Source organism: Pseudomonas sp. X10 (assembly GCF_054889225.1).
Map to the genome: position 1 here is coordinate 4,268,151 of NZ_CM142677.1, position 20,333 is coordinate 4,288,483.

Genomic DNA, 20,333 nt, shown 5'->3' on the forward strand with positions numbered 1-20,333 from the left:
GGCGATGCCAAATATCCTGCTGGAAAGTGCCAAATCCACCACCTTCTTACACTTGGGTAATGACACGCTTTCCTATTCCCCAAATGAAAAAGGCCCCGAGGGCTATAAGCGCTCGGGGCCTTTAATATGGCGGAGAGATAGGGATTTGAACCCTAGGTACTGTTGCCAGTACAACGGATTTCGAATCCGTCCCGTTCGGCCACTCCGGCATCTCTCCAGTGGCGCGCATGATACCAGCAGTTTTCCGTAAGGCAAAGCCTTCTTTGAAAAAATTCGCGTGGTATCAGGCGCTTGCGTGAACGCGCCGCCTTACAGCGGCACGCCCAGGCGGTGTGCTACTTCTTCGTAGGCTTCGATGACGTCGCCCAGGCCCTGGCGGAAACGGTCCTTGTCCATCTTCTTGCGGGTTTCCTTGTCCCACAGGCGGCAGCCATCGGGACTGAATTCGTCACCCAGGACGATCTGGCCGTGGAACACGCCGAACTCGAGCTTGAAGTCGACCAGCAGCAAGCCTGCATCGTCGAACAGCTTGGTCAGTACTTCGTTGACCTTGAGCGACAGCGTTTTCATGGTCGCCAGCTGATCAGCGGTGCCCCAGCCGAAAGCGACGACGTGGGATTCGTTGATGAAGGGATCGCCCTTCTCGTCGTTCTTCAGGAACAGTTCGAAGGTCGATGGCTCGAGCTTGATACCTTCCTCGACACCCAGGCGCTTGACCAGGCTGCCAGCGGCATAGTTGCGCACCACGCATTCGACCGGGATCATGTCGAGCTTCTTGACCAGGCATTCGTTGTCGCCCAGCAGCTTGTCGAACTGGGTCGGAACGCCGGCTTCTTCCAGCTTCTGCATGATGAAGGCATTGAACTTGTTGTTCACCATGCCCTTGCGGTCGAGCTGTTCGATGCGCTTGCCGTCGAACGCCGAAGTGTCGTTGCGAAACAGCAGGATCAGGCGGTCGGCGTCGTCGGTCTTGTACACCGACTTGGCTTTGCCGCGGTAGAGTTCTTCGCGTTTTTCCATGATGGGCTCCGCTTGCTGAGTAGTTGGGCTAGGCGATTTCACGCCAGTCGAGCCCATGGTCCTGATTCGCCACCTGGAGCCAGTCCGGGTCGCACCCCAAGGTGTCGACAAAGCACTGGCGGGCCAGCTGTGGCAGGTTGTTCTTGCTGCTGAGGTGGGCCAGCACCAGGTGTTGCAGGTTCTGCCAGCCCAACTCGGACACCAGGCGCGCGGCCTGGTGGTTGTTCAAATGTCCCTGGCTGCCGCCGACCCGTTGCTTGAGAAAGTACGGGTAATGCCCACGGGCCAGCAGGTCGCGGCAGTGGTTGGCCTCGATCAGCAAAGCGTCCAGGCCCTGGTAGCTGTCCAGCAAGTCCGCGTCGTAGGACCCCAGGTCGGTCAGCATGCCAAAGCGCCGGCGACCGTCGCTGACGATGTACTGCAAAGGTTCCAGCGCGTCATGCTCGACCCGCACCGCGCTGACCTCCAGGCCACCGATGCGCAGGTTGTCGTTCGCCGCGAGAAAACCGGCCGCCTCGACGGGCTTGCGCATGCCGCGCAAGGTGCCCTGGCTGAGGTAGACCGGTACATTGTAGCGCCGCGCCAGCAACCCGACCCCATGCACGTGGTCGGCATGTTCATGGGTTACCAGCACCGCGCTCAGCTGCGCCGCCGAAACGCCGAGCAGCGCCAGGCGCCGCTCGGTCTCGCGCAGGGAAAAGCCGCAGTCGACCAGGATGAAGGTGTCATCACTGGCGATCAGCGTGCCATTTCCCTGGCTGCCGCTTCCGAGTACCGCGAAGCGCACTTAGCCCAGGTTGTCCTGAATCATGCTCAGCACGTGGCGGGCGACATCGGCCGGGGCCACGGTGTTGATGTTCTTCTCGACCGTGACCTGGACACTTTCGCCAACCTTGCTCAGACGGACCTGGTAACGCTCGGCGCGGGCTTCACGCTCTTCCTGGGTCGGCTCGCTGCCGAACAGGCGGCTGAAGAAGCCTGGCTTCTGTTCCTTGTCCTCGGGTTTCTCGGACAGGTTGATGTAGTACAGGCCCAGGCTGCGGTTGATATCCTCGACACGCCATTCGCCCTGCTCCAGGGCGCGACCCACGCTGGACCATGCGCGGTCCAGGTCGGCCCCCAGGTACAGCACCGGGTTGCCACTGCCGTCTTCGCTCAGGCTGACACGGCTGGGAGCGTCGAAGTCGCGCGCGGCCAGCAGCGACACCGAACCACCCTTCTCGGCGCTGCGGGTCATGCTGGCGAGCATCTCGTCGACCAGCAGGGCGTCGACGCCGGTATTGGTGGAACTGGACGGGAAGCCAGGCTCAGCGGTGCTGCCAGCCGGACGCTCGGCACTGACGACATAGACCTCACTGGTGTTGCGCTGCACGCCAGGCTCCATGCGCACACGCACACGGACTTCGCTGTCACCGCTGCTGGCCGTGCTGGCCAGACGCTGGCCCAAGGAAGCCGACAACTCGTCGAAACGCTGCCAGGTAGTGCTGAACTCACCGGTTTGCGGACGCTCCTCGGCGATGCGGAAGCCATTGTCCTCGAAGAACTGGTGAGCCACTGGCCAAACCTCGGCAGGCGAGCGCTGGGCCAGGACCCAACGGCTGCTGCCGCTGCGCTGCAGGCTGAAGTCGCTGATGTCGGCAGTTGCCGACATGGGTTGCGGACGCGGTACTTCATACTCGCCGGAGGCATTGTCATCGGCGACGTTGCGCGGGATCGGCAACAGCGGATCGAGACGCTTGGGGTTGCCGGCGTCCGGCGGCAGTTGCATCGGTGCAGTCTGTTGCGCCTGCAGGTAGTCGCTGCCACGGTCGCGGAAATAACCCTCTTCGCCCCACAACCAGCCGCAACCGCTGGTGCTGGAAATGATCAGGGCAAGGGCGGAAAGACCAGCCAGTCGCTTCATGCGGTGTACGTCCTCAATTAAGCCTTTACGCCGCACTGGCGCAGGGCCTGGCGAACGGTGTCATGGCAGGATTCGCTCAGCCAGGTCAGCGGCAGGCGGATGCCTTCCTGCATCAGTCCCATTTCCGCCAGCGCCCACTTCACCGGGATCGGGTTGGCTTCGACGAACAGGTTCTTGTGCAGCGGCATGAGTTTTTCGTTGATTGCGCGGGCCTTCTCGGCATTGCCCTCAAGGGCGGCCTCGCACAGGTCGGCCATTTCGCGCGGGGCGACATTGGCGGTGACGGAGATATTGCCCTTGCCGCCCAGCAGGATCAGCTCGACCGCGGTCGGGTCGTCACCGGACATAACGATGAAGTCCTTGCTGACACCATCGAGGATGGCCTTGGCCCGCTGCAGGTCACCGGTCGCTTCCTTGATGCCGATGATGTTCGGCACAGTCGAAAGGCGGATCACGGTCTCGGCGAGCATGTCGCACGACGTGCGGCCCGGCACGTTGTAGAGGATCTGCGGGATGTCGACGGCTTCGGCGATGTGCTTGAAGTGCTGGTACAGGCCTTCCTGGGTCGGCTTGTTGTAGTACGGCACGACCAACAGGCAGGCGTCGGCGCCGGCTTCCTTGGCGTTGCGGGTCAGTTCCACGGCTTCGCGGGTGGAGTTGGCGCCAGTGCCGGCGATGACCGGAATGCGACCATTGACACGCTTGACCACGAACTCGATGACCTTGATGTGCTCTTCGACATCGAGGGTTGCCGACTCGCCAGTAGTGCCGACAGCGACGATCGCGTGGGTGCCGTTCTCCAGGTGGAAGTCCACGAGTTTGCTGAGGCTGTCCCAGTCAAGACGCCCTTCTGCATCCATGGGTGTGACCAATGCCACCATACTGCCCGCAATCATGAAACTGCTCCTGCCGGAAAAAGAGAGCGGTAATGGTACTGGCGCCATCGACCTTGCACAAGCGACGCCGGCGGGCGGAGCATTCCCCTTGGCGTCAGTTTTCGCTACCCTTGACCCTTTGATCGGTACAGCGTGGCCCGTCGGGCCGCCGACAACGCTTCCTGCCAGCGTCCACGACCTCGATTGCGAGCCTGCGGCCCTGCCCTCCAGGCACTTTGCGCCCGTCATGTACCGACCGCTCATCGCTTTAGGAAGGCTGCATGTCCACCCCCACCGTTCGCGAACAATTCCTCGTCATCAGCGCCCTGGGCGCCAACCCCATGGAGCTGGCCAATGTCCTGAGCCGCGCCGCCAACGACAATCGTTGCGCGGTGGTGACCTCACGCCTGACCCGCCACGGCGAGACCAGCGCGCTGGTGCTGCAGGTTGCCGGCAGTTGGGATGCCCTCGCACGCCTGGAAGCTGCCCTGCCAAGCCTGGGCAAGAAGCACGCTTTCACCCTCAACGTGGTGCGCAGCGCCGACCTGGAGGTACGCCCCCAGGCCCTGCCCTACGTGGCCTATGTCAGCGCCGCCTATCGCCCGGACATTATCAGCGAGCTGTGCCAGTTCTTCCTCGACCACCGGGTCGAGCTGGAGAACCTGACCTGCGACACCTACGAGGCCCCCCAGACCGGCAGCAGCATGCTCAACGCCACATTCACCGTGACCCTGCCGGCCGGCACCCAGATCAGCTGGCTGCGCGACCAGTTCCTGGATTTCGCCGACGCCCTGAACCTGGATGCGCTGATCGAACCTTGGCGCCCACAGAACCCTATGTAAGGAAACTTCCATGGCCGTAGCACTCGACCAACCCGTTGCCGACTTCCAAGCCCAGGCCACCAGCGGCCAAGCCGTCAGCCTGGCCGGCCTCAAGGGCCGCCAGGTGGTGCTGTACTTCTATCCCAAGGACAGCACCCCAGGCTGCACCACCGAAGGCCAGGGCTTCCGCGACCAGTACGCGGCGTTCCAGGCGGCCGACACCGAGGTGTTCGGCGTGTCCCGTGATGGCATCAAGTCCCATGAGAACTTCAAGGCCAAGCAGGGCTTCCCCTTCGAGCTGATCAGCGACAAGGACGAGGCCCTGTGCCAGCTGTTCGACGTGATCAAGCTGAAAAAGCTCTATGGCAAGGAGTACATGGGCGTCGACCGAAGCACCTTCCTGATCGACAAGGAAGGCGTGTTGCGCCACGAATGGCGTGGAGTGAAGGTGCCAGGGCATGTGGATGCCGTACTGGCGGCAGCACAGGCGTTGAACAAGGCCTGACCACACAGCAATCCAGTGTGGGCCGCACAGCGGCCCCCACATGGCCCAATGCCCTATCAGAGCAGCGGCGCAACCACCGGCTCCTGCCGTGGCCAGGCATCGAGCACGGCCTTGAACAGGGTCGCCAGGGGAATGGCGAAGAAGATTCCCCAGAACCCCCACAGCCCGCCAAACAGCAGCACCGCGCAGATGATCGCCACCGGGTGCAGGCTGACGGCCTCAGAGAACAGCAGCGGCACCAGCACGTTGCCGTCCAGCGCCTGGATGATCGCGTACACCGCCATCAGGTAGATGAACTGATCGCCCCACCCCCACTGGAACAGCGCGATCAATGTCACCGGCACGGTCACCACCACCGCGCCGACATAGGGCACCACCACCGACAGGCCGACCAGCAGCGCCAGCAGAGCCGCGTAATTGAGGCCCAGGCTGATGAAAGCGATATAGGTGGCGATGCCGCAGATGAGGATCTCGATGCCTTTGCCGCGGATGTAGTTGGCGATCTGCCGGTTCATCTCCTCGGCCACCCGGGTCATCAGAGCACGCTCACGCGGTAGGTAGCCGCTGGCCCAGCGAGCGATCAGCTCACGGTCCTTGAGGAAGAAGAACACCAGGATCGGCACCAGCACCAGGTAGATCATGATGTTGACCAGCAGCGGCAAGCTCGACAGGGAGAACGTCAGCGCCCACTGCCCGAACTTGCCGATTTCACCACGCACCGCCTCGATAGCGCGCAGCACCTGCTCGTCAGAAACCAGGTGCGGGTAGCGCTCGGGCAGCAGCAACAGCAGCGACTGCCATTTTCCCAGCATGCCCGGCAATTCATTGAGCAGGGTGATCAACTGATGCCAGAGCAAAGGCACCAACACCAGCAGGAACACCCCCAGGGCGCCCATGAACAGGGTAAAGACCACGCCCACCGCGACCCTGGTAGGTACACGCAGGCGCTCAAGGGCATTGACCAGCCCCTGCATCAAGAAGGCCAGGATCATGCCCGCCAACACTGGCGCCAGCATGCCGCCGAGGGTGAGGACCGCGGCGAAGGCCAGGAACAGCAGGACCGCCAGCACCACTGCTTCTTCATCGGAGAAGTAGCGCTGCATCCAGTCACGAAGCACTTTGAACATTGACGATCCTTGGGAAGAAGTCTCAGGCTTTGCGCAGCCAGTAGGTATAGACCCCAGCCTCAGCCGTTTCACAGAGCAGCGTATGACCGGCGAGCTGGGCAAAAGTGCGGAAGTCACGCTGCGAGCCGGCGTCCGTGGCCACGACCTTGAGCACCGCGCCACTGGCCAGCCGATTGAGCTCCATCTTCGCCTTGAGCAGTGGCAACGGGCAGTTCAGCCCGCTGGCATCGAGTTCGGCGTCGAAGGTCGGGGTGTCACTCATCGGGTGCGTCTCCTGGCAGGGGCAATCAAGCATTGCAGACAAGTGTCGTAGGATACCGCCACTGGTCGCCAACGTGTGAGCGGGCTACAGTAAGGCTCTTTGATCGTTGCGAGCTTCATGCATGAATCTACTGCGCCCCACCCTGCTGACGCTGGCCTGCCTGCTGGCCCTTCCAGGCCATGCCGACGACCTGCCGTCACTGGGCGACGCCAGTTCCGCGATCGTTTCCCCGCAGCAGGAGCACCAGTTGGGCCGGGCCTGGCTCAGCCTGCTGCGCGGCAACGTCAACCAGCTGAACGACCCCCAGCTCAAGGACTACGTCGAAACCAGCGTCTACCGGCTGGCTGAAACCAGCCAACTGCAGGACCGGCGCCTGGAGTTCATCCTCATCGACAGCCGCGAGCTCAACGCCTTCGCCGCGCCCGGCGGGATCGTCGGGGTCAACGGCGGCTTGTTCCTCAACGCCCAGACCGAGGGCGAATACGCCTCGGTGCTGGCCCACGAACTGGCGCACTTGTCCCAGCGCCACTTCGCCCGTGGCGTCGAGGCGCAACAGCGCATGCAGTTGCCCATGATGGCGGCCTTGCTGGCAGGTATCGTGCTGGCCGCCTCTGGAGGCGGCGATGCCGGCATTGCCGCGATTGCCGGCACCCAGGCAGCGGCCATCCAGGAGCAGCGGCGCTTCTCGCGGCAGAACGAACAGGAAGCGGACCGCATCGGCATCCAGAACCTAGAAAAGGCCGGCTACGACCCGCGCAACATGCCAACCATGTTCGAGCGCCTGATGCGCCAGTACCGCTACGATGCCAAGCCGCCGGAATTCCTGCTCACTCACCCGGTCACCGAGTCGCGGATCGCCGACACCCGCAACCGCGCCGAGCAGGCACCCAAAGGCGGCGTCGAAGACAGCCTGCGCTACCAACTTATCCGTGCTCGTGTGGCGCTCATCTACGAAGGCACCCCGGGCCTGGCCGCCAAGCGCTTCCGTGCACAGTTGGACGAGAACCCGAAGCTCGACGCGGCGCGCTATGGCCTGGCCATCGCCCAGATCAAGGGCGGCCGGCTCAATGAGGCACGGGAAAACCTCAAGCCGCTACTGGACAAGGCACCCAACGACCTGACCTACAACCTGGCGCAGATCGACCTGGACATCACCAACAATCGCCTGGCCGACGCCCAGCAGCGGGTTGAACGTATGCGCAGCCTGTACCCCAGCAGCTACCCGTTGCAGCAAGTACGCGCCGACCTGCTGCTCAAGCAGAACCGCCCAGCCGAGTCGGAAAAGGCCCTGGAAGCGCTGATCAAGAGCCGCCCCTATGACCCGGACGTCTGGTACGACATCGCCGAGGCCCGAGGCTTGTCCGGCAACACCATCGGCTTGCACCAGGCCCGCGCCGAGTACTTCGCCCTGGTCGGCGACTACGATCAGGCCGTTCAGCAGTTGGATTACGCCAAGCGTCGAGCTGGCAACAACTTCCAATTGGCCTCAAGGATCGATGCGCGCCAGCGCGATATCCTCGAGCAGCAGCGTATGGTCAAGGAAATGATGCGCTGAGCAGTCAGCCAGGGCCGTAGGGGCAAGACATCTGTCAAGCGAGGGCTTTGCCCTCGCCTGGCTTGACTAGGCGTTGCCCGACAACTTCATCCGGGCCGCCTGGGTGAAGTCGAGCATGCGCTTGAGCGGCTTGATCGCCTTGGGAATTAGCGCCGGCTCGACGAAGATTTCGTTGCTGCCCTTGCGCAAGCAATCCAGGGTGCGCTCAAGGGTGTTCATGGCCATCCACGGGCAGTGGGCGCAACTGCGGCAGGCCGCGCCGTTGCCAGCGGTAGGCGCTTCGACGAAGGCCTTGTCCGGGCACAACTGCTGCATCTTGTAGAAGATGCCGCGATCAGTGGCGACGATGAAGGTCTTGTTCGGCAAGCTCTGCGCAGCGGCGATCAGTTGGCTGGTCGAACCGACGGCATCGGCCAGTTCGATCACCGACTCGGGCGACTCGGGGTGCACCAGGATGGCTGCATCCGGGTACAGCGCCTTCATGTCGGCCAACTGGCGCGACTTGAACTCTTCATGAACGATGCATGCACCGTCCCACAACAGCATGTCGGCGCCGGTCTGCTTCTGGATGTAGCGGCCCAGATGCTGGTCCGGGCCCCAGATGATGGTCTCGCCGTTGTCCATCAGGCTTTCGACGATTTCCAGCGCGCAACTGGAGGTAACCACCCAATCGGCCCGTGCCTTGACCGCTGCGGAGGTGTTGGCATAGACCACCACGGTGCGCTCGGGATGCTGGTCGCAGAAGGCCGAGAACTCGTCCACCGGGCAACCCAGGTCAAGCGAACAGGTCGCTTCCAGGGTCGGCATCAGCACGCGCTTCTCCGGAGTGAGGATCTTCGCCGTCTCGCCCATGAATTTCACCCCGGCCACCACCACGGTGCTGGCCGGATGGTTTTTGCCGAAGCGGGCCATCTCCAGCGAGTCGGAGACGCAACCGCCGGTTTCCTCGGCCAGCGCCTGGATCACCGGGTCGCAATAATAGTGAGCTACCAGAACGGCATTCTGGGCCTTGAGCTCGGCAGCGATGGCCGCACGGTATTCGGCCTCCTGCTCGGGCGTCAGGGGATTGGGCTGCTTGGCGTCAAGGTGGGCTTGAACCAACAGACGTTCGGAAATCTGGGTCATGATCGCTGGACCTGCGGGCGCATGTGCGCGTCAGTCGAGTGTATCACCAGGCCCTGGCAAATCGGCTACAGGTTCCGGACGGCAGGGGCTGAACGGACATCCCACACGCAGCCGGAGACCCTCTGCAGGCCCGGATTATTATCGGACGCCGAAGGCTACAGACAATCGGATGAATTCAAAAGCGTTTTTTGGGCGCTGCCGCCTGGGCCGGTGGGGGTATCGCCCCAGGCGCAGGGTGGGTCAGCCGCGATCCGGGGCAAGCGCGGCCATATGGGCGCCCAACAGCATGGCGAATTCCTCGACCGTCATCTTCTTGCCGTTGAAATCGACCATGCCGTCGGCATAGTGCAAGCTGGCAACCACATCGTCGCCCTGTACCGTAGCCATGCCGCTCTGCACAGCCATCATGCCGACCATCTCGCCGGCCTGGCCCGACTGCTGGGCAATGGCCTGGGCATCGTCCTGCCCTTGCAACAGCGCCTGCAAGGTGGCCAGGTCGCCGATCATCGGCTTGGACAGCGACAACTTGCCCTGCAACTGGCTGATCAGTTGCTGGGTCAATTGGTCGGCCGGCAAGTCCAGGGAGGTTGGGTTGGTCAAATCGACGATGAGGCTCAAACGGCTCTCGCCATTGGCAGTCTTGAACGAGAGCTTCTCAAGGGCAACCTGTGGCTTGGCGGCAAGGACCTTCTGTAGGTCGGCCTGGACCTTGGCCTTCTCTTGCGGCGCCATATCGAACGACGGCACGGTGTTCTGGGCTGCGGCCTGCCGGAACTCTGGCAGCCTGGTCTGATACCAGTCGCCTAGCGACTGCAGCGCAGGAATGTCCAGCGCCTTCATGGTCCAGATCATCTCGCCAGCCCCCACGGCCCGGCCGCCATAGGTGATGTCGGCCACCTTGTATTCCAACCGGGCGGACAGCTTGTCGCCATCGGCGCTGTAGAGGTTGTTCTGCTCCAGGCCCTTGAGGACCAGCGTATCCTGCTGGTAGCCGAGGGTGACCTGGCTCTCGGCCAAAGCCAGGTTGAGCGTGCCAGCATAGATCATGTCATAGCCGGTGCTGGCGAGATTGCCGGTGATGTCCAAGCCCTTGAACAGCATCTTGACTGGCGGATGGTCTTCGCCAACCAGTGTCATTTCCAGTTGGCCGGCGTTGCCGTCGATCTTGACGGCCTTGCCTTCACGGTCCCCTCGCAGCAGCAGCCGCATGCCGGAGAAATCGAGCTTGTTGCCGTTGGCTTCGTCAAACTTCAGAGGCAGCAGCTTCAGATCGCTCTCGACACTGCCGTCATAGCCCAGGCTGACCAGCCCCTGCACGGGCGATTGCTCGCCTGCGGCGGCGAACCAGGGTGCTGTGAGGTCATCCTTCTGCAAGCGGGTATTGCTGGCAGCCATGACCGGCATCAACTTGAGCGCCTTGACCCGCGACCAGGGAAACGGACCATGCTCGACTTCGTCGACCACGCCCACCTGGAAGTTCAACGGCTCGCCCTCACCGAGCCATATATCCTTGGCTGTGATGCGATAGTTCGCGGTGCTAGTGAAGAAATGCTGGTCCAGCGATACCAGCTCGACCGTCATGCTGCCGCCGCTGCCGACCAGCGCCTTCTGCAGCTCCTGATTGCCGCGGACGATGGAGCGTTCCAGTTCCGCGGGCAACTGCTTGCCGGTGTACCAGGCGCCAGCGGTGGTCACGACGGCGATAGCCACTGCCAGGCCAGAAAGGATGCCTACTGTTTTCTTCATGAATAAACCGATTGCTGTCCATAGGAAATGACGCACAGGCCAATCAGGCCTGTGCCAGGGTGCTCAGATTACCACCGCGACCGCGGCCCGGGGCCGTGGGCGGTGGAAAATCTCGCCCCTTCAAGACGATCCTGTCCGGCTGTGCAAGACTCTGGCGCAACGACTGCAGGCGTCAGCCCAAAGGTAAAGTCGTACCAGTAGAACTCACCCTGCCGCCCCTGCAACACGCTGCGAATCGCAACGATCGACGACCGCTCCTCGCTGAGAACCGGTGAAGCGCGGAGGCCCCGCCAAGCGCCTTGGCCCGTGGCCTCACGGGCAGCCCACGCCATCCGCAATCCTGCAAAATCGACTGCGCGCAAATACACCCTCGCCGGCATGGGCTCACCTTTAGACTTCAGTGGACGTCGACGACCGGGGCATCCCCCACTTCGCTTTGGTAATACCGCACCAGGTAAGGCAGATTGAAGCTGGCCGACGTATGACTCCTAAAGTCACAGAGCCCCGTGCCTAGCCGCCATTTTAGGAACTGGGCGGTTTTCCAGTCTTGGAAAAACCGCCGCGACTTTTAGAAAAGTTCCATCAATTGCGCGCCCCTGCTCAGCCACTGGGGAGATCAGAAGTGCTCGCTGCGATAGCGGGATGGCGTGAGGCCTACGATGCGCCTGAAGCTGCTGCTCATGTGTGCCTGGTCCGAGTAGCCGCAGGCATAGGCGATCTGGCTGAGGGGGAGACGGGTCCTTTCGAGCAGATCACAGGCCTTCCGTATCCGTGCAAGCATCACGTACTGATGAGGTGTCTGCCCAGTGCGAGCCTTGAACTGACGGATGAAGGCAGTGCGCCCGAGGTTGGCGGCCGCGGCCAACTCGTCGAGGCACAGCTCACTGCTCAGGTTTTCCTGCAGGTATTCGACAAGCGCCTTGAAACGCCGGTTGTCCAAGCAATGCCTATCCTTCGCCCCCCAGGTACCGTTATGCCCGAAGGAGTGGATAGCGATGGCGCGCGCCAGGTATTCAACTTTCATCCTGGCGATGTCCGCAGGATCATCCAGCGCCTGCTTGATGCCACGAAGCATCAGGCTCAGGCCTCGGTCGCGCAGGTCGAAAGCAGAGGCGATCGAGGCTGACGGGGCTCCCAGGGCGCTGGACATTTCGCGGGCAACCTCTTCGAATACCTCCGCGCGGATGAACACATGCAGTGCTCGCGCGCTGTTGCGCAGCAGGGTGTGAGAGGAGTCGCCGGCGCCCGTTACCACGATGCCATCGGGCGCCAACAGGCCTTGCTGCTGCCGCAAGCCAGTACGCCGCCACATCTTCACCGGCTGCAACGGCATCACGAACCAGATATCCCGTACGCCCGAGCAAATGGCTTCGTTCGGCCCCTCATGGGTGACCTGGGCATAGACGTCAGTCCAGCCCAAGCCCTCGCTCGTCTTGAGAAAAGTCACTTCGCCGTCGGTATAGAAAGGCGTATCGCTGAGGCGATACTCCGGCTTTGCCGGTTTTTTGCACATGATGGCTAAACATCCGCTACCGACATGCCTGAAAGCGAGGCGAAACTAGCCCGGCCGGCGTCATGGCATGCCTGGAGATCATCTATTGGGGAAACTCAGGAGTACGGCCGGCCCCGCCTCGACGGCTAGTGTCCTCTCTGCGAGGAAACAGCAAAGTGCCGCCAGGGTATTATCGATTTCAGGTTTGAAAGGCATCGAAGATTGGCCTTCCTCATCCGCAGATACTTCACCGTGGTGCTCGAGCGCGCCCCGGCCTCGTCCTCTAATCTAACGTCATCTACTGCTCTGCATAAGCCGCAAAAATGTTGTCATGACGACCTTTGGTGTTCAGGCAGGAGATGCTTCGTGAAACTCCACCAACTACAGGCCCTGATTGCCGTAGCCGAGCACGGCGGCATCCGTTCGGCTGCCCCCTGCTCTGGACCTGTCTCAAGTCGCTATCAGCCGTGCCCTGCGTGAGCTAGAAGAAGAACAGGCGCTGAAGGCCTGCTGTCATTTGCGTAATGCCGATGGCCGACACTTGTCGACATGCTCAGGTTGCGTGTCTGAACAAACAGCCAGCCCTTGACGTCAACTGTCGGCTTGAACTGGTTTCCATGACGATAGGGTAGGAGGCACCACACCCTTGGTAACAAAGCCGAGACAAGTACACCTGCACCCGACACAGAATTTCGGAATCCAGATAACGAAAAAGCCCGCTCTCCTTTGCAGGAAGCGGGCTATTCATATTTACATCATTGTGAAGCGTAACCTGAGGCTCGCTCCAGACGGCTGTAAGACTGGAACTGGCTGTTGAAGCTGCCTTCCTAGTCCTCACATCCGACCATATATGGTGGGTCGTGTAGGATTCGAACCTACGACCAATTGGTTAAAAGCCAACTGCTCTACCAACTGAGCTAACGACCCGTTGGATGGCGCGTATAATACTGATTTCTAACAGGAAATCAACACCCCATCGCAAAAAAAATCAAAAATAGTTGGTTGGGTCCTCTACGCCGGCCGCTTTGAAGCCCTCAGCACGCAGGCGGCAGCTGTCGCATTTGCCGCAAGCACGGCCTTGGTCATCGGCCTGGTAGCAGGAAACAGTCAGGCTGTAGTCCACGCCTCGGGCGATACCTTCTTGAATGATCTGCGCCTTGCTCAGGTTCTGCAGCGGCGCCTGGATCCGGAAGCCCTGCCCTTCCACACCTGCCTTGGTCGCCAGGTTGGCCATGCGCTCGAAAGCCTCGACGAACTCCGGGCGGCAATCCGGGTAGCCCGAGTAATCCACGGCATTGACGCCGATGAAGATGTCCTGCGCCTCCAGCACCTCCGCCCATCCCAGGGCGAGAGACAGGAACACCGTGTTGCGCGCAGGCACGTAGGTCACCGGAATCCCCTCCCCCGGTGTTTCAGGGACGTCGATGTTGCTGTCGGTCAGGGCCGAGCCGCCGATGCCGTTCAAGTTCAGGCCGATGACCTTGTGCTCGATCACACCCAGGTCACGGGCGACACGGGCCGCTGCGTTCAACTCGGCACGATGGCGCTGGCCATAGTCGAAGCTCATGGTGTAGCAGCTGTAGCCCTCGGCCTTGGCCATCGCCACCACAGTGGCCGAGTCCAACCCGCCGGAAAGCAGGATTACCGCACGTTTCTCAGTCATTGCATTCTCTCCTGTCAGCGTCCTGGTTCGTCGTTCCACAGCAGCTTGTGCAACTGCAGTTGGAAACGAACCGGCAGGTTGTCGGCGACTATCCAGTCGGCCAGGTCGGTGGCGCTCACCTGATGGTGACTAGGCGAGAACAACACCTCGCCAGCGCGCTTGTCCAGGCCATGCTGGATCAGCTTGGAGACGGCCCAGTCATAGTCCTCACGGGAACAGATGACAAACTTGACTTGGTCGTTGGACGTCAGGTGTTCGATGTTCTCGTAGCGGTTGCGGTGCGCTTCCTCGGAGCCCGGGGTCTTCAAGTCCACGACCCGGCTGACACGGCTGTCGACCCTGGAAATGTCCAGTGCTCCACTGGTCTCCAACGACACCTCATAACCGGCGTCGCAGAGTTTCTCCAGCAGTGGAATGGCATTGGGCTGTGCCAGCGGCTCACCGCCGGTGACACAGACATAGCGCGGCCTGAAGCCGGACACCTGCTCGAGGATGGAGTCAAGGGTGCGGATGGTGCCGCCACTGAAGGCATAGGCACTATCGCAGTACTGGCAGCGCAGGGGACAACCGGTCAGACGGACGAAAACGGTCGGCAGTCCAGCCGTTCGTGTTTCACCCTGCAAAGAGTAAAAGACTTCGGTAATGCGTAATGTATCTTGCATAGTCGCCACGGGCGTAACAGCTAAACAGGCTGTCCGCCTCCGTCAGGCACTGCTGCGAACCCGGCATCGCGTTATCCGCAGCAGCGTGTTTACGTAAAAAGGGCACAGATTCTAACGAAAAAACCCGCGACAAGCGCGGGTTTCTTCATACGGGTCCTGCTCAGAGCTTCTGCAGGTCGCGTTGCGCCAGTTGCGCAGCGGAGGTACCCGGATATTGGGTGATCACCTGCTGGAGAATCCCCTTGACCCGGTCCGTGTGGCCAAGACGACGCTCGACGTCGGCCAGCTTGTACAGCGAATCAGGCACCTTGCTGTGCTTGGGGTACATCTGGCTGACCTTGGCGAACGCCTGGCCGGCGCCCTGCAGGTCCCCCTTGGCCAAGTTCACTTCGCCAAGCCAGTACTGGGCATTGCCGGCATACTGACTGTTGGGGTACTTGCGCAGGAACGCGTTGAACGCCTGGCTGGCCTTGTCGAAATCCTTGGATTTGATCAGGTCGAAAGCAGCATCGTAGTAGAGCTTCTCTTTCGCTGGATCACCAGGTTCGCTATTGGCTGCAGGCTGCTGTGCAGCACCACCAGCGGCGGCATCGGATGCGCCACTGGTGGAAGAATTCTCGGGAGTCGCGGCTGGATCGCCACCGGATCCGATTCGCCGATCCAGGTCCTGGTAACGCTCCAGGTTCTCCTGTTTCATACGGGCTACATCATTTTGCAGCTCTTCGATGATGCCTTGTTGCCGTGAAATCTGGTCTTGCATCTGTTGCAGCTGCATGAACAACTGCCCCTGTGCCGAGGACGGGGTAGAAACCCCGCCCCCGGCATAGGCGCCGTTCGTGCCATAACCCGCTGGCGGATAGCTGCCTGAGCCGCTATAGCCTGCGTTGTCATCAACTACAGGAACCTCAGCCCATGCCGCGAGCGGCAGGGTGAGCGCGAGGACGGTTACAACACGACGGCAGATTCGCATATCGAATTACTTGCGCAGTTCGACGCGACGGTTCTGAGCCCAGGACTGCTCGTCGTTGCCGGTAGCAACTGGACGCTCTTCACCGTAGGAAACCAGCTCCAGCTGAGCAGGGGAAACGCCCTGCAGAACCAGGTAGCGCTGGACGGCCTTGGCACGACGCTCACCCAGAGCCATGTTGTACTCGCGGGTGCCGCGCTCGTCGGTGTTACCTTCCAGGACAACGCGATTGCCGTTGGCCTTCAGGTCCTTGGCGTGAACGTCCAGGGCGCGCATGGCCTCTGGTTTCAGGTCCGAGCTGTCGTATTCGAAGTAGAAGGTGGTGATAGCGCGCAGGGCGGCTTCTTCGCTCAGGCTGCCATCAACAGCGCCAGTGTTGGCACCGTAGCCAGCGTTCGGGTCAACAACAGCGCCTTCGCCAGAATCGTCACCGCCTTTCGAAGAGCAACCTACAGCTACGGCCATGGCCAGAGCCAGCGCAGCAAATTTACCAAACTTCAGCATTTCCATCGTGAAACTCCTAATGAACCCCAGTGTGTTAAGTAAAACGTAAAGCTAATACGCCGCATCAGTTCAGGTAAGGGGACCAGGACGGTTCTCTGACTTCGCCTTGAGCGGTAGGAAGCGGGAGCCTCACGCGTCCATTGAGAGAGACGAGCATCAAGACTCCCCGGCCCTGCTGGCGGGTGGCGTAGATTAGCATGGTGCCGTTTGGCGCAACAGTGGGCGACTCATCAAGACTAGTCTCGGAAAGGATCTTTACACTTCCGCGCTGCAAGTCTTGGGCAGCCACCTTGAAGTTGGTGAAACCTTGCTGACGATGGATCATTACCAGGGTCTTTTCATCCGCCGACAGTTTCGGGTTGGCGTTGTAGTTACCCACGAAAGTCACACGCTCGGCGCTACCGCCACTCACGCTCGTCTTGTAGATCTGTGGCTTGCCGCCACGGTCGGAGGTGAAGTACAGGGTGTTGCCGTCCTTGCCCCAGAAAGGCTCGGTGTTGATGCCTGGGCCCGCGGTCACTCGGCTGATCTGGCGAGAGGCCATGTTCATCACATAAATATCCGGGTTGCCGTCCTTGGACAGCACGAACGCCAGGCGCGAACCGTCAGGCGACCACGCTGGAGCGCCGTTGAGCCCTTCGAAGTTGGTGATCTGCTCGCGGCGGCCGGTGTCGATGTGCTGGACGAAGATACGCGGACGGCGCTGTTCGAACGACACATAGGCGATACGCTTGCCATCCGGCGCGAAGCGCGGCGACAGGATCGGCTCACGCGACTGCAGCAGGGTCACCGCACGGGCACCGTCGTAGTCCGAGCGCTGCAGGGTGTAGCGGGTATTGTTGGTGGAAAAGCGCTCGGCGGTCACGTACAGCATACGGGTGGAGAATGCCCCCTTGATGCCAGTGAGCTTCTCGAACGATTGGTCGGCGATATAGTGCGCCATATCGCGCAACTGGTCGACGCCGCCAGCAACACTGCCGGTCAGCACCTGCTGCTCGGTAGCGACATTGAACAGCGCATATTGCACCTGCAGGCGACCGCCGGCGGGCACAATGTTGCCGATCATCACGTACTGGGCACCCAGGGCTTTCCAGTCACGGAAGATCACTTCGCTGGCCTGGCTCGGCTGACTGATCATGTTCTGCCGTGGGATCGGCGCGTAATAGCCAGAATTGCGCAGGTCATTGCCGATGATATCGGCCATGTCTTCCGGCAGCACGCTGCCCCCCTGCAGGCCGAAAGGCACCACCGCAATCGGCGTGGCTCGGTCACTGCCGCTGGTGACCAGGATGTTCTTTTCCTCTGCCACGACCATACCTGCCACGCAGCAGAGCATGACCAGCAGTCCTCGAAGAAGTTTAATCACAACGCTAGATCCTCAGGTGTAAATGTCATCTTGAATGAACGATAGGGATTGAACTCGCTCGGCTTCAAGCCCTGCATCTCGGTCAACCGACCAATGTTCCTCACCGCGGCGACTGCCGAGCTGTCGAAAGGACCGTCGCCACTGGAGCGGGAGACGCTCACATTGGTGATGGTGCCGTCCGGCAACATGTTGATCTGCAGGACCACCGTCATGTTCTTGCGCGCAGACGGCGGACGCGCCCAACCCTCGGCCGCGCGCATACGGATCAGGTCGTCGAAGTCACCGGCCACCTGGTCGCCCCGCTCATCGGCCAGGGCCTGCTGCCGCTCGGTGGTATCAGACAGGAGCTCGGCCAGGGCCTGAGCCTTCTTGTCCTCCGCCGCCTTGCGGGCTGCTTCCGCTGCCTTCTTCTTGGCCGCATCGGCTGCGGCTTTCTTCTTGGCCTCTTCAGCGGCCTTTTTCTTCGCTTCCTCGGCCGCCGCTTTCTTCTTGGCGTCCTCGGCTGCTTTCTTCTTCGCCTCTTCGGCGGCTTTTTTCTTGGCGTCTTCCGCGGCCTGCTGCTTCTTCGCCTCTTCCTCAGCCTTCTTCTTGGCGATATCGGCCTGCTGCTTCTCGGCGGCCTTCTTCGCCTCCTCAGCCTTTTTGGCTTCGGCGGCTTTCTTGGCGTCGTCGGCCTTCTTCGCTTCCTCGGCTTTCTTGGTTTCGGCGGCAGCGCGGACTGCTTCGGCCTTTTGAGCCGCTTCCTGTTTCTTTTGTTCCGCGGCCTTCACGGCCTCCTGCTCGACCTTCTTCTGCTCCATCTGTTCGACTTCGGTCTGGCGCGAGGCGGTCTTTGCCGCTTCCCCAGCAATCTTCTGATTGGTCTGGGTGGTCGCCTGGCTCTTGGACTTGAGCTGATAGAGGGTCGCCTGGACGATCGGCTTGGATGGCGGCAGCTCAGGCGTCATGGCAAAGCTGACGAACAGCATGCCGAATACCAGCACGTGCAGGCCAATGGCCCAGACACTAGGCCAGAAGTAGCTTTCCGAGGCGGATGGCTCTCGCTGTTGCATCAGGGCGCCTCGGTAATCAGGCCAACATTACCGACACCGGCCGTTTGCAACCCGCCCATGGCGCCCATGACCGCACCGTAGTCGACGGACTTGTCACCACGGATGAAGACCTGGGTCTGCTTGCCCTGGTCACGTCCGGCGGCAATGATCTTGGTCACCGCGTCGGTCATTTCCGGCAAGGTCATGGCCTTGTCCATCTGCTTGTCGGTGTCGACTTCACTGCCAAGGTTCCAGTAGTAGGTCTTGTCAGCCTTGATCGAAATGGTCAGCACCTGAACGTTGTTGTCCTGCGGCAAGGCTTCACTGGAAACCTTGGGCAGGTCGACCTTCACGCCCTGGTTGAGCATGGGGGCGGTCACCATGAAGATAACCAGCAGCACCAGCATCACGTCGATGTAGGGCACCACGTTCATCTCGGCGACCGGCTTGCGTTTGTGGCGAACTCGGGCCATGGGCTTCTACCTGATTACTCTTCGCTGGTGTGCACTTTGCGGTGCAGGATCGCCTGGAACTCGTCGGCGAACGTGTAGTAACGGCCAATCAGCACTTCGCTGCGCGCAGCGAAACGGTTGTAAGCGATGACTGCCGGGATTGCGGCGAACAGGCCGATTGCCGTGGCGATCAAGGCCTCGGCAATGCCGGGAGCCACAGTGGCCAGGGTCGCCTGTTGAGCGGAGGCCAGGCCGCGGAAGGAGTTCATGATCCCCCAGACGGTACCGAACAGGCCGATGTACGGGCTGGTGGAACCAACGGTGGCAAGGAACGGCAGACTCTGCTCGAGCTTCTCTTCCTCACGGGAAATGGCAACGCGCATGGCGCGGCCAACGCCCTCCATCACCGCATCAGGATCGACACCCGCCTGCTGGCGCAGGCGCGAGAACTCCTTGAAACCGGCACGGAAGACCTGCTCGACACCCGAGTCTGGGTCTGGGTTGCTGCCGGCCTGGCGGTACAGCTTGGACAGGTCGATACCCGACCAAAAGCGCTCCTCGAAGGTGTCCAGCGCACGACGACCGGCGCGCAGCATATTGCTGCGCTGAAAAATCATGATCCATGAGGTCACCGATGCTGCCACCAGGATCAGCATCACCAACTGCACCACAATGCTGGCATTGCTGACCAGGCTCCACATGGAGGTATGGTCGACGACGTTAGCTTCCACGCTTAATCTCCTGCGTTCGATTGAGTACCCGTGCCGTCCGCCAGAAAGGCGTCACGCAGCTCTTGGGGAATGGCCCGGGGTTTGAATGTGTCGGCGCGCACGGCGGCCACCAGGAACTGCCCTTCGCAGAGCAGTGTTGTATCTCTTTCACGCCAGACCTGCTGCACGAAGCGCAGGCTGGCGCGGTTCAATTCAAGTACTTGCGCGGTCACCCGCAACTCATCGTCCAGACGTGCCGGCGCGTGATAGCGCGCTTCACTGGAATGGACCACGAACAGTAGGTTCTGCGCTGCCAACTCCGACTGGGAGAACCCCAGGTCACGCAGCCGCTCGGTACGCGCACGCTCCATGAATTTCAGGTAGTTGACGTAATAAACAACGCCGCCCGCATCGGTGTCTTCGTAGTAGACGCGACAACGATATGCGAAAGGTTCCAGCCCATTTTGCGCGCGCATACTCTAGTGCTTACTCCTCAGCTTGCCAATCCGCCCCAGCAACTGTTTTTTCATCGATAATGTCGTATTGC

General features: G+C 61.3%; 21 protein-coding genes and 2 tRNA genes. 3 read left to right on the top strand and 20 right to left on the bottom strand.

The window, feature by feature from the left end; genetic code table 11:
* Window positions 1-127 precede the first annotated feature (127 nt).
* From ACYU03_RS19395 to dapA, 5 genes are all read right to left on the bottom strand, one after another.
* Window positions 128-217, bottom strand: a tRNA-Ser gene (locus ACYU03_RS19395).
* A 92-nt stretch (window positions 218-309) separates the two neighbouring features.
* Window positions 310-1,020 (bottom strand): phosphoribosylaminoimidazolesuccinocarboxamide synthase, encoded by a 711-nt coding sequence (gene purC / locus ACYU03_RS19400; RefSeq protein WP_461886249.1) that lies wholly within the window; start codon window positions 1,018-1,020, stop codon window positions 310-312.
* A gap of 28 nt (window positions 1,021-1,048) precedes the next feature.
* On the bottom strand, window positions 1,049-1,807 hold the full coding sequence (locus tag ACYU03_RS19405) for an MBL fold metallo-hydrolase (RefSeq protein ID WP_461886250.1): 759 nt from the start codon (window positions 1,805-1,807) through the stop codon (window positions 1,049-1,051).
* On the bottom strand, window positions 1,808-2,923 hold the full coding sequence (bamC, locus tag ACYU03_RS19410) for an outer membrane protein assembly factor BamC (RefSeq protein WP_461886251.1): 1,116 nt from the start codon (window positions 2,921-2,923) through the stop codon (window positions 1,808-1,810).
* 17 nt (window positions 2,924-2,940) lie between these two features.
* The gene (dapA, locus tag ACYU03_RS19415; RefSeq protein WP_461886252.1) at window positions 2,941-3,819 is read right to left on the bottom strand and encodes a 4-hydroxy-tetrahydrodipicolinate synthase; all 879 of its coding nucleotides are present in this window, start codon (window positions 3,817-3,819) and stop codon (window positions 2,941-2,943) included.
* A 260-nt stretch (window positions 3,820-4,079) separates the two neighbouring features.
* On the opposite strand from dapA, the gene ACYU03_RS19420 reads away from it, so the two are divergent.
* Together ACYU03_RS19420 and ACYU03_RS19425 are read left to right on the top strand one after the other, a co-directional pair.
* A complete protein-coding gene (locus ACYU03_RS19420) occupies window positions 4,080-4,640 on the top strand; it encodes a glycine cleavage system transcriptional repressor (protein ID WP_461886253.1) in 561 nt (186 codons plus the stop codon).
* Window positions 4,641-4,650: 10 nt separating this feature from the next.
* Entirely contained in the window at window positions 4,651-5,124 is a 474-nt protein-coding gene (locus ACYU03_RS19425) for a peroxiredoxin (RefSeq protein WP_461886254.1), read from the top strand.
* 56 nt (window positions 5,125-5,180) lie between these two features.
* Here ACYU03_RS19425 and ACYU03_RS19430 read toward each other — a convergent pair whose 3' ends face one another.
* Both ACYU03_RS19430 and ACYU03_RS19435 read right to left on the bottom strand, forming a co-directional pair.
* A complete protein-coding gene (locus ACYU03_RS19430) occupies window positions 5,181-6,251 on the bottom strand; it encodes an AI-2E family transporter (RefSeq protein ID WP_461886255.1) in 1,071 nt (356 codons plus the stop codon).
* A 22-nt stretch (window positions 6,252-6,273) separates the two neighbouring features.
* A complete protein-coding gene (locus tag ACYU03_RS19435) occupies window positions 6,274-6,513 on the bottom strand; it encodes a sulfurtransferase TusA family protein (protein WP_461886256.1) in 240 nt (79 codons plus the stop codon).
* Between the two features lie 121 nt (window positions 6,514-6,634).
* Between ACYU03_RS19435 and ACYU03_RS19440 the strand changes: the two genes are divergently transcribed.
* On the top strand, window positions 6,635-8,068 hold the full coding sequence (locus tag ACYU03_RS19440; RefSeq protein WP_461886257.1) for a M48 family metalloprotease: 1,434 nt from the start codon (window positions 6,635-6,637) through the stop codon (window positions 8,066-8,068).
* 66 nt (window positions 8,069-8,134) lie between these two features.
* Here ACYU03_RS19440 and nadA read toward each other — a convergent pair whose 3' ends face one another.
* From nadA to ybgC, 13 genes are all read right to left on the bottom strand, one after another.
* Window positions 8,135-9,193: a quinolinate synthase NadA gene (gene nadA, locus ACYU03_RS19445; RefSeq protein WP_461886258.1), complete on the bottom strand. Its 1,059-nt coding sequence runs from the start codon at window positions 9,191-9,193 to the stop codon at window positions 8,135-8,137.
* Between the two features lie 240 nt (window positions 9,194-9,433).
* Entirely contained in the window at window positions 9,434-10,939 is a 1,506-nt protein-coding gene (locus ACYU03_RS19450) for a YdgA family protein (RefSeq protein WP_461886259.1), read from the bottom strand.
* A 616-nt stretch (window positions 10,940-11,555) separates the two neighbouring features.
* The gene (locus ACYU03_RS19455; RefSeq protein ID WP_461886260.1) at window positions 11,556-12,452 is read right to left on the bottom strand and encodes a helix-turn-helix domain-containing protein; all 897 of its coding nucleotides are present in this window, start codon (window positions 12,450-12,452) and stop codon (window positions 11,556-11,558) included.
* 830 nt (window positions 12,453-13,282) lie between these two features.
* Window positions 13,283-13,358, bottom strand: a tRNA-Lys gene (locus ACYU03_RS19460).
* A 61-nt stretch (window positions 13,359-13,419) separates the two neighbouring features.
* Window positions 13,420-14,094 (bottom strand): 7-cyano-7-deazaguanine synthase QueC, encoded by a 675-nt coding sequence (gene queC, locus ACYU03_RS19465; protein ID WP_461886261.1) that lies wholly within the window; start codon window positions 14,092-14,094, stop codon window positions 13,420-13,422.
* 14 nt (window positions 14,095-14,108) lie between these two features.
* Entirely contained in the window at window positions 14,109-14,756 is a 648-nt protein-coding gene (queE, locus tag ACYU03_RS19470) for a 7-carboxy-7-deazaguanine synthase QueE (protein ID WP_461886262.1), read from the bottom strand.
* A gap of 160 nt (window positions 14,757-14,916) precedes the next feature.
* A complete protein-coding gene (gene ybgF / locus ACYU03_RS19475) occupies window positions 14,917-15,726 on the bottom strand; it encodes a tol-pal system protein YbgF (RefSeq protein WP_461886263.1) in 810 nt (269 codons plus the stop codon).
* 6 nt (window positions 15,727-15,732) lie between these two features.
* Window positions 15,733-16,233, bottom strand: a complete 501-nt coding sequence (gene pal, locus ACYU03_RS19480; protein ID WP_461886264.1) for a peptidoglycan-associated lipoprotein Pal — start codon at window positions 16,231-16,233, stop codon at window positions 15,733-15,735.
* A 58-nt stretch (window positions 16,234-16,291) separates the two neighbouring features.
* Complete coding sequence (tolB, locus tag ACYU03_RS19485; RefSeq protein WP_461891503.1) at window positions 16,292-17,563, bottom strand: Tol-Pal system beta propeller repeat protein TolB; 1,272 nt, start codon at window positions 17,561-17,563, stop codon at window positions 16,292-16,294.
* A gap of 26 nt (window positions 17,564-17,589) precedes the next feature.
* A complete protein-coding gene (gene tolA, locus ACYU03_RS19490) occupies window positions 17,590-18,645 on the bottom strand; it encodes a cell envelope integrity protein TolA (protein WP_461886265.1) in 1,056 nt (351 codons plus the stop codon).
* Window positions 18,645-19,097 carry a protein TolR gene (gene tolR, locus ACYU03_RS19495; RefSeq protein WP_461886266.1) on the bottom strand — a complete coding sequence of 151 codons (453 nt, stop codon included), beginning with the start codon at window positions 19,095-19,097 and terminating at the stop codon, window positions 18,645-18,647. The genes tolA and tolR overlap by 1 nt, the downstream gene beginning before the upstream one ends.
* Window positions 19,098-19,111: 14 nt before the next feature.
* The gene (gene tolQ, locus ACYU03_RS19500; RefSeq protein WP_461886267.1) at window positions 19,112-19,807 is read right to left on the bottom strand and encodes a protein TolQ; all 696 of its coding nucleotides are present in this window, start codon (window positions 19,805-19,807) and stop codon (window positions 19,112-19,114) included.
* Between the two features lie 2 nt (window positions 19,808-19,809).
* Window positions 19,810-20,262, bottom strand: coding sequence for a tol-pal system-associated acyl-CoA thioesterase (gene ybgC, locus ACYU03_RS19505; RefSeq protein WP_461886268.1), 453 nt, complete (start codon window positions 20,260-20,262; stop codon window positions 19,810-19,812).
* Between the last annotated feature and the right edge of the window lie 71 nt (window positions 20,263-20,333).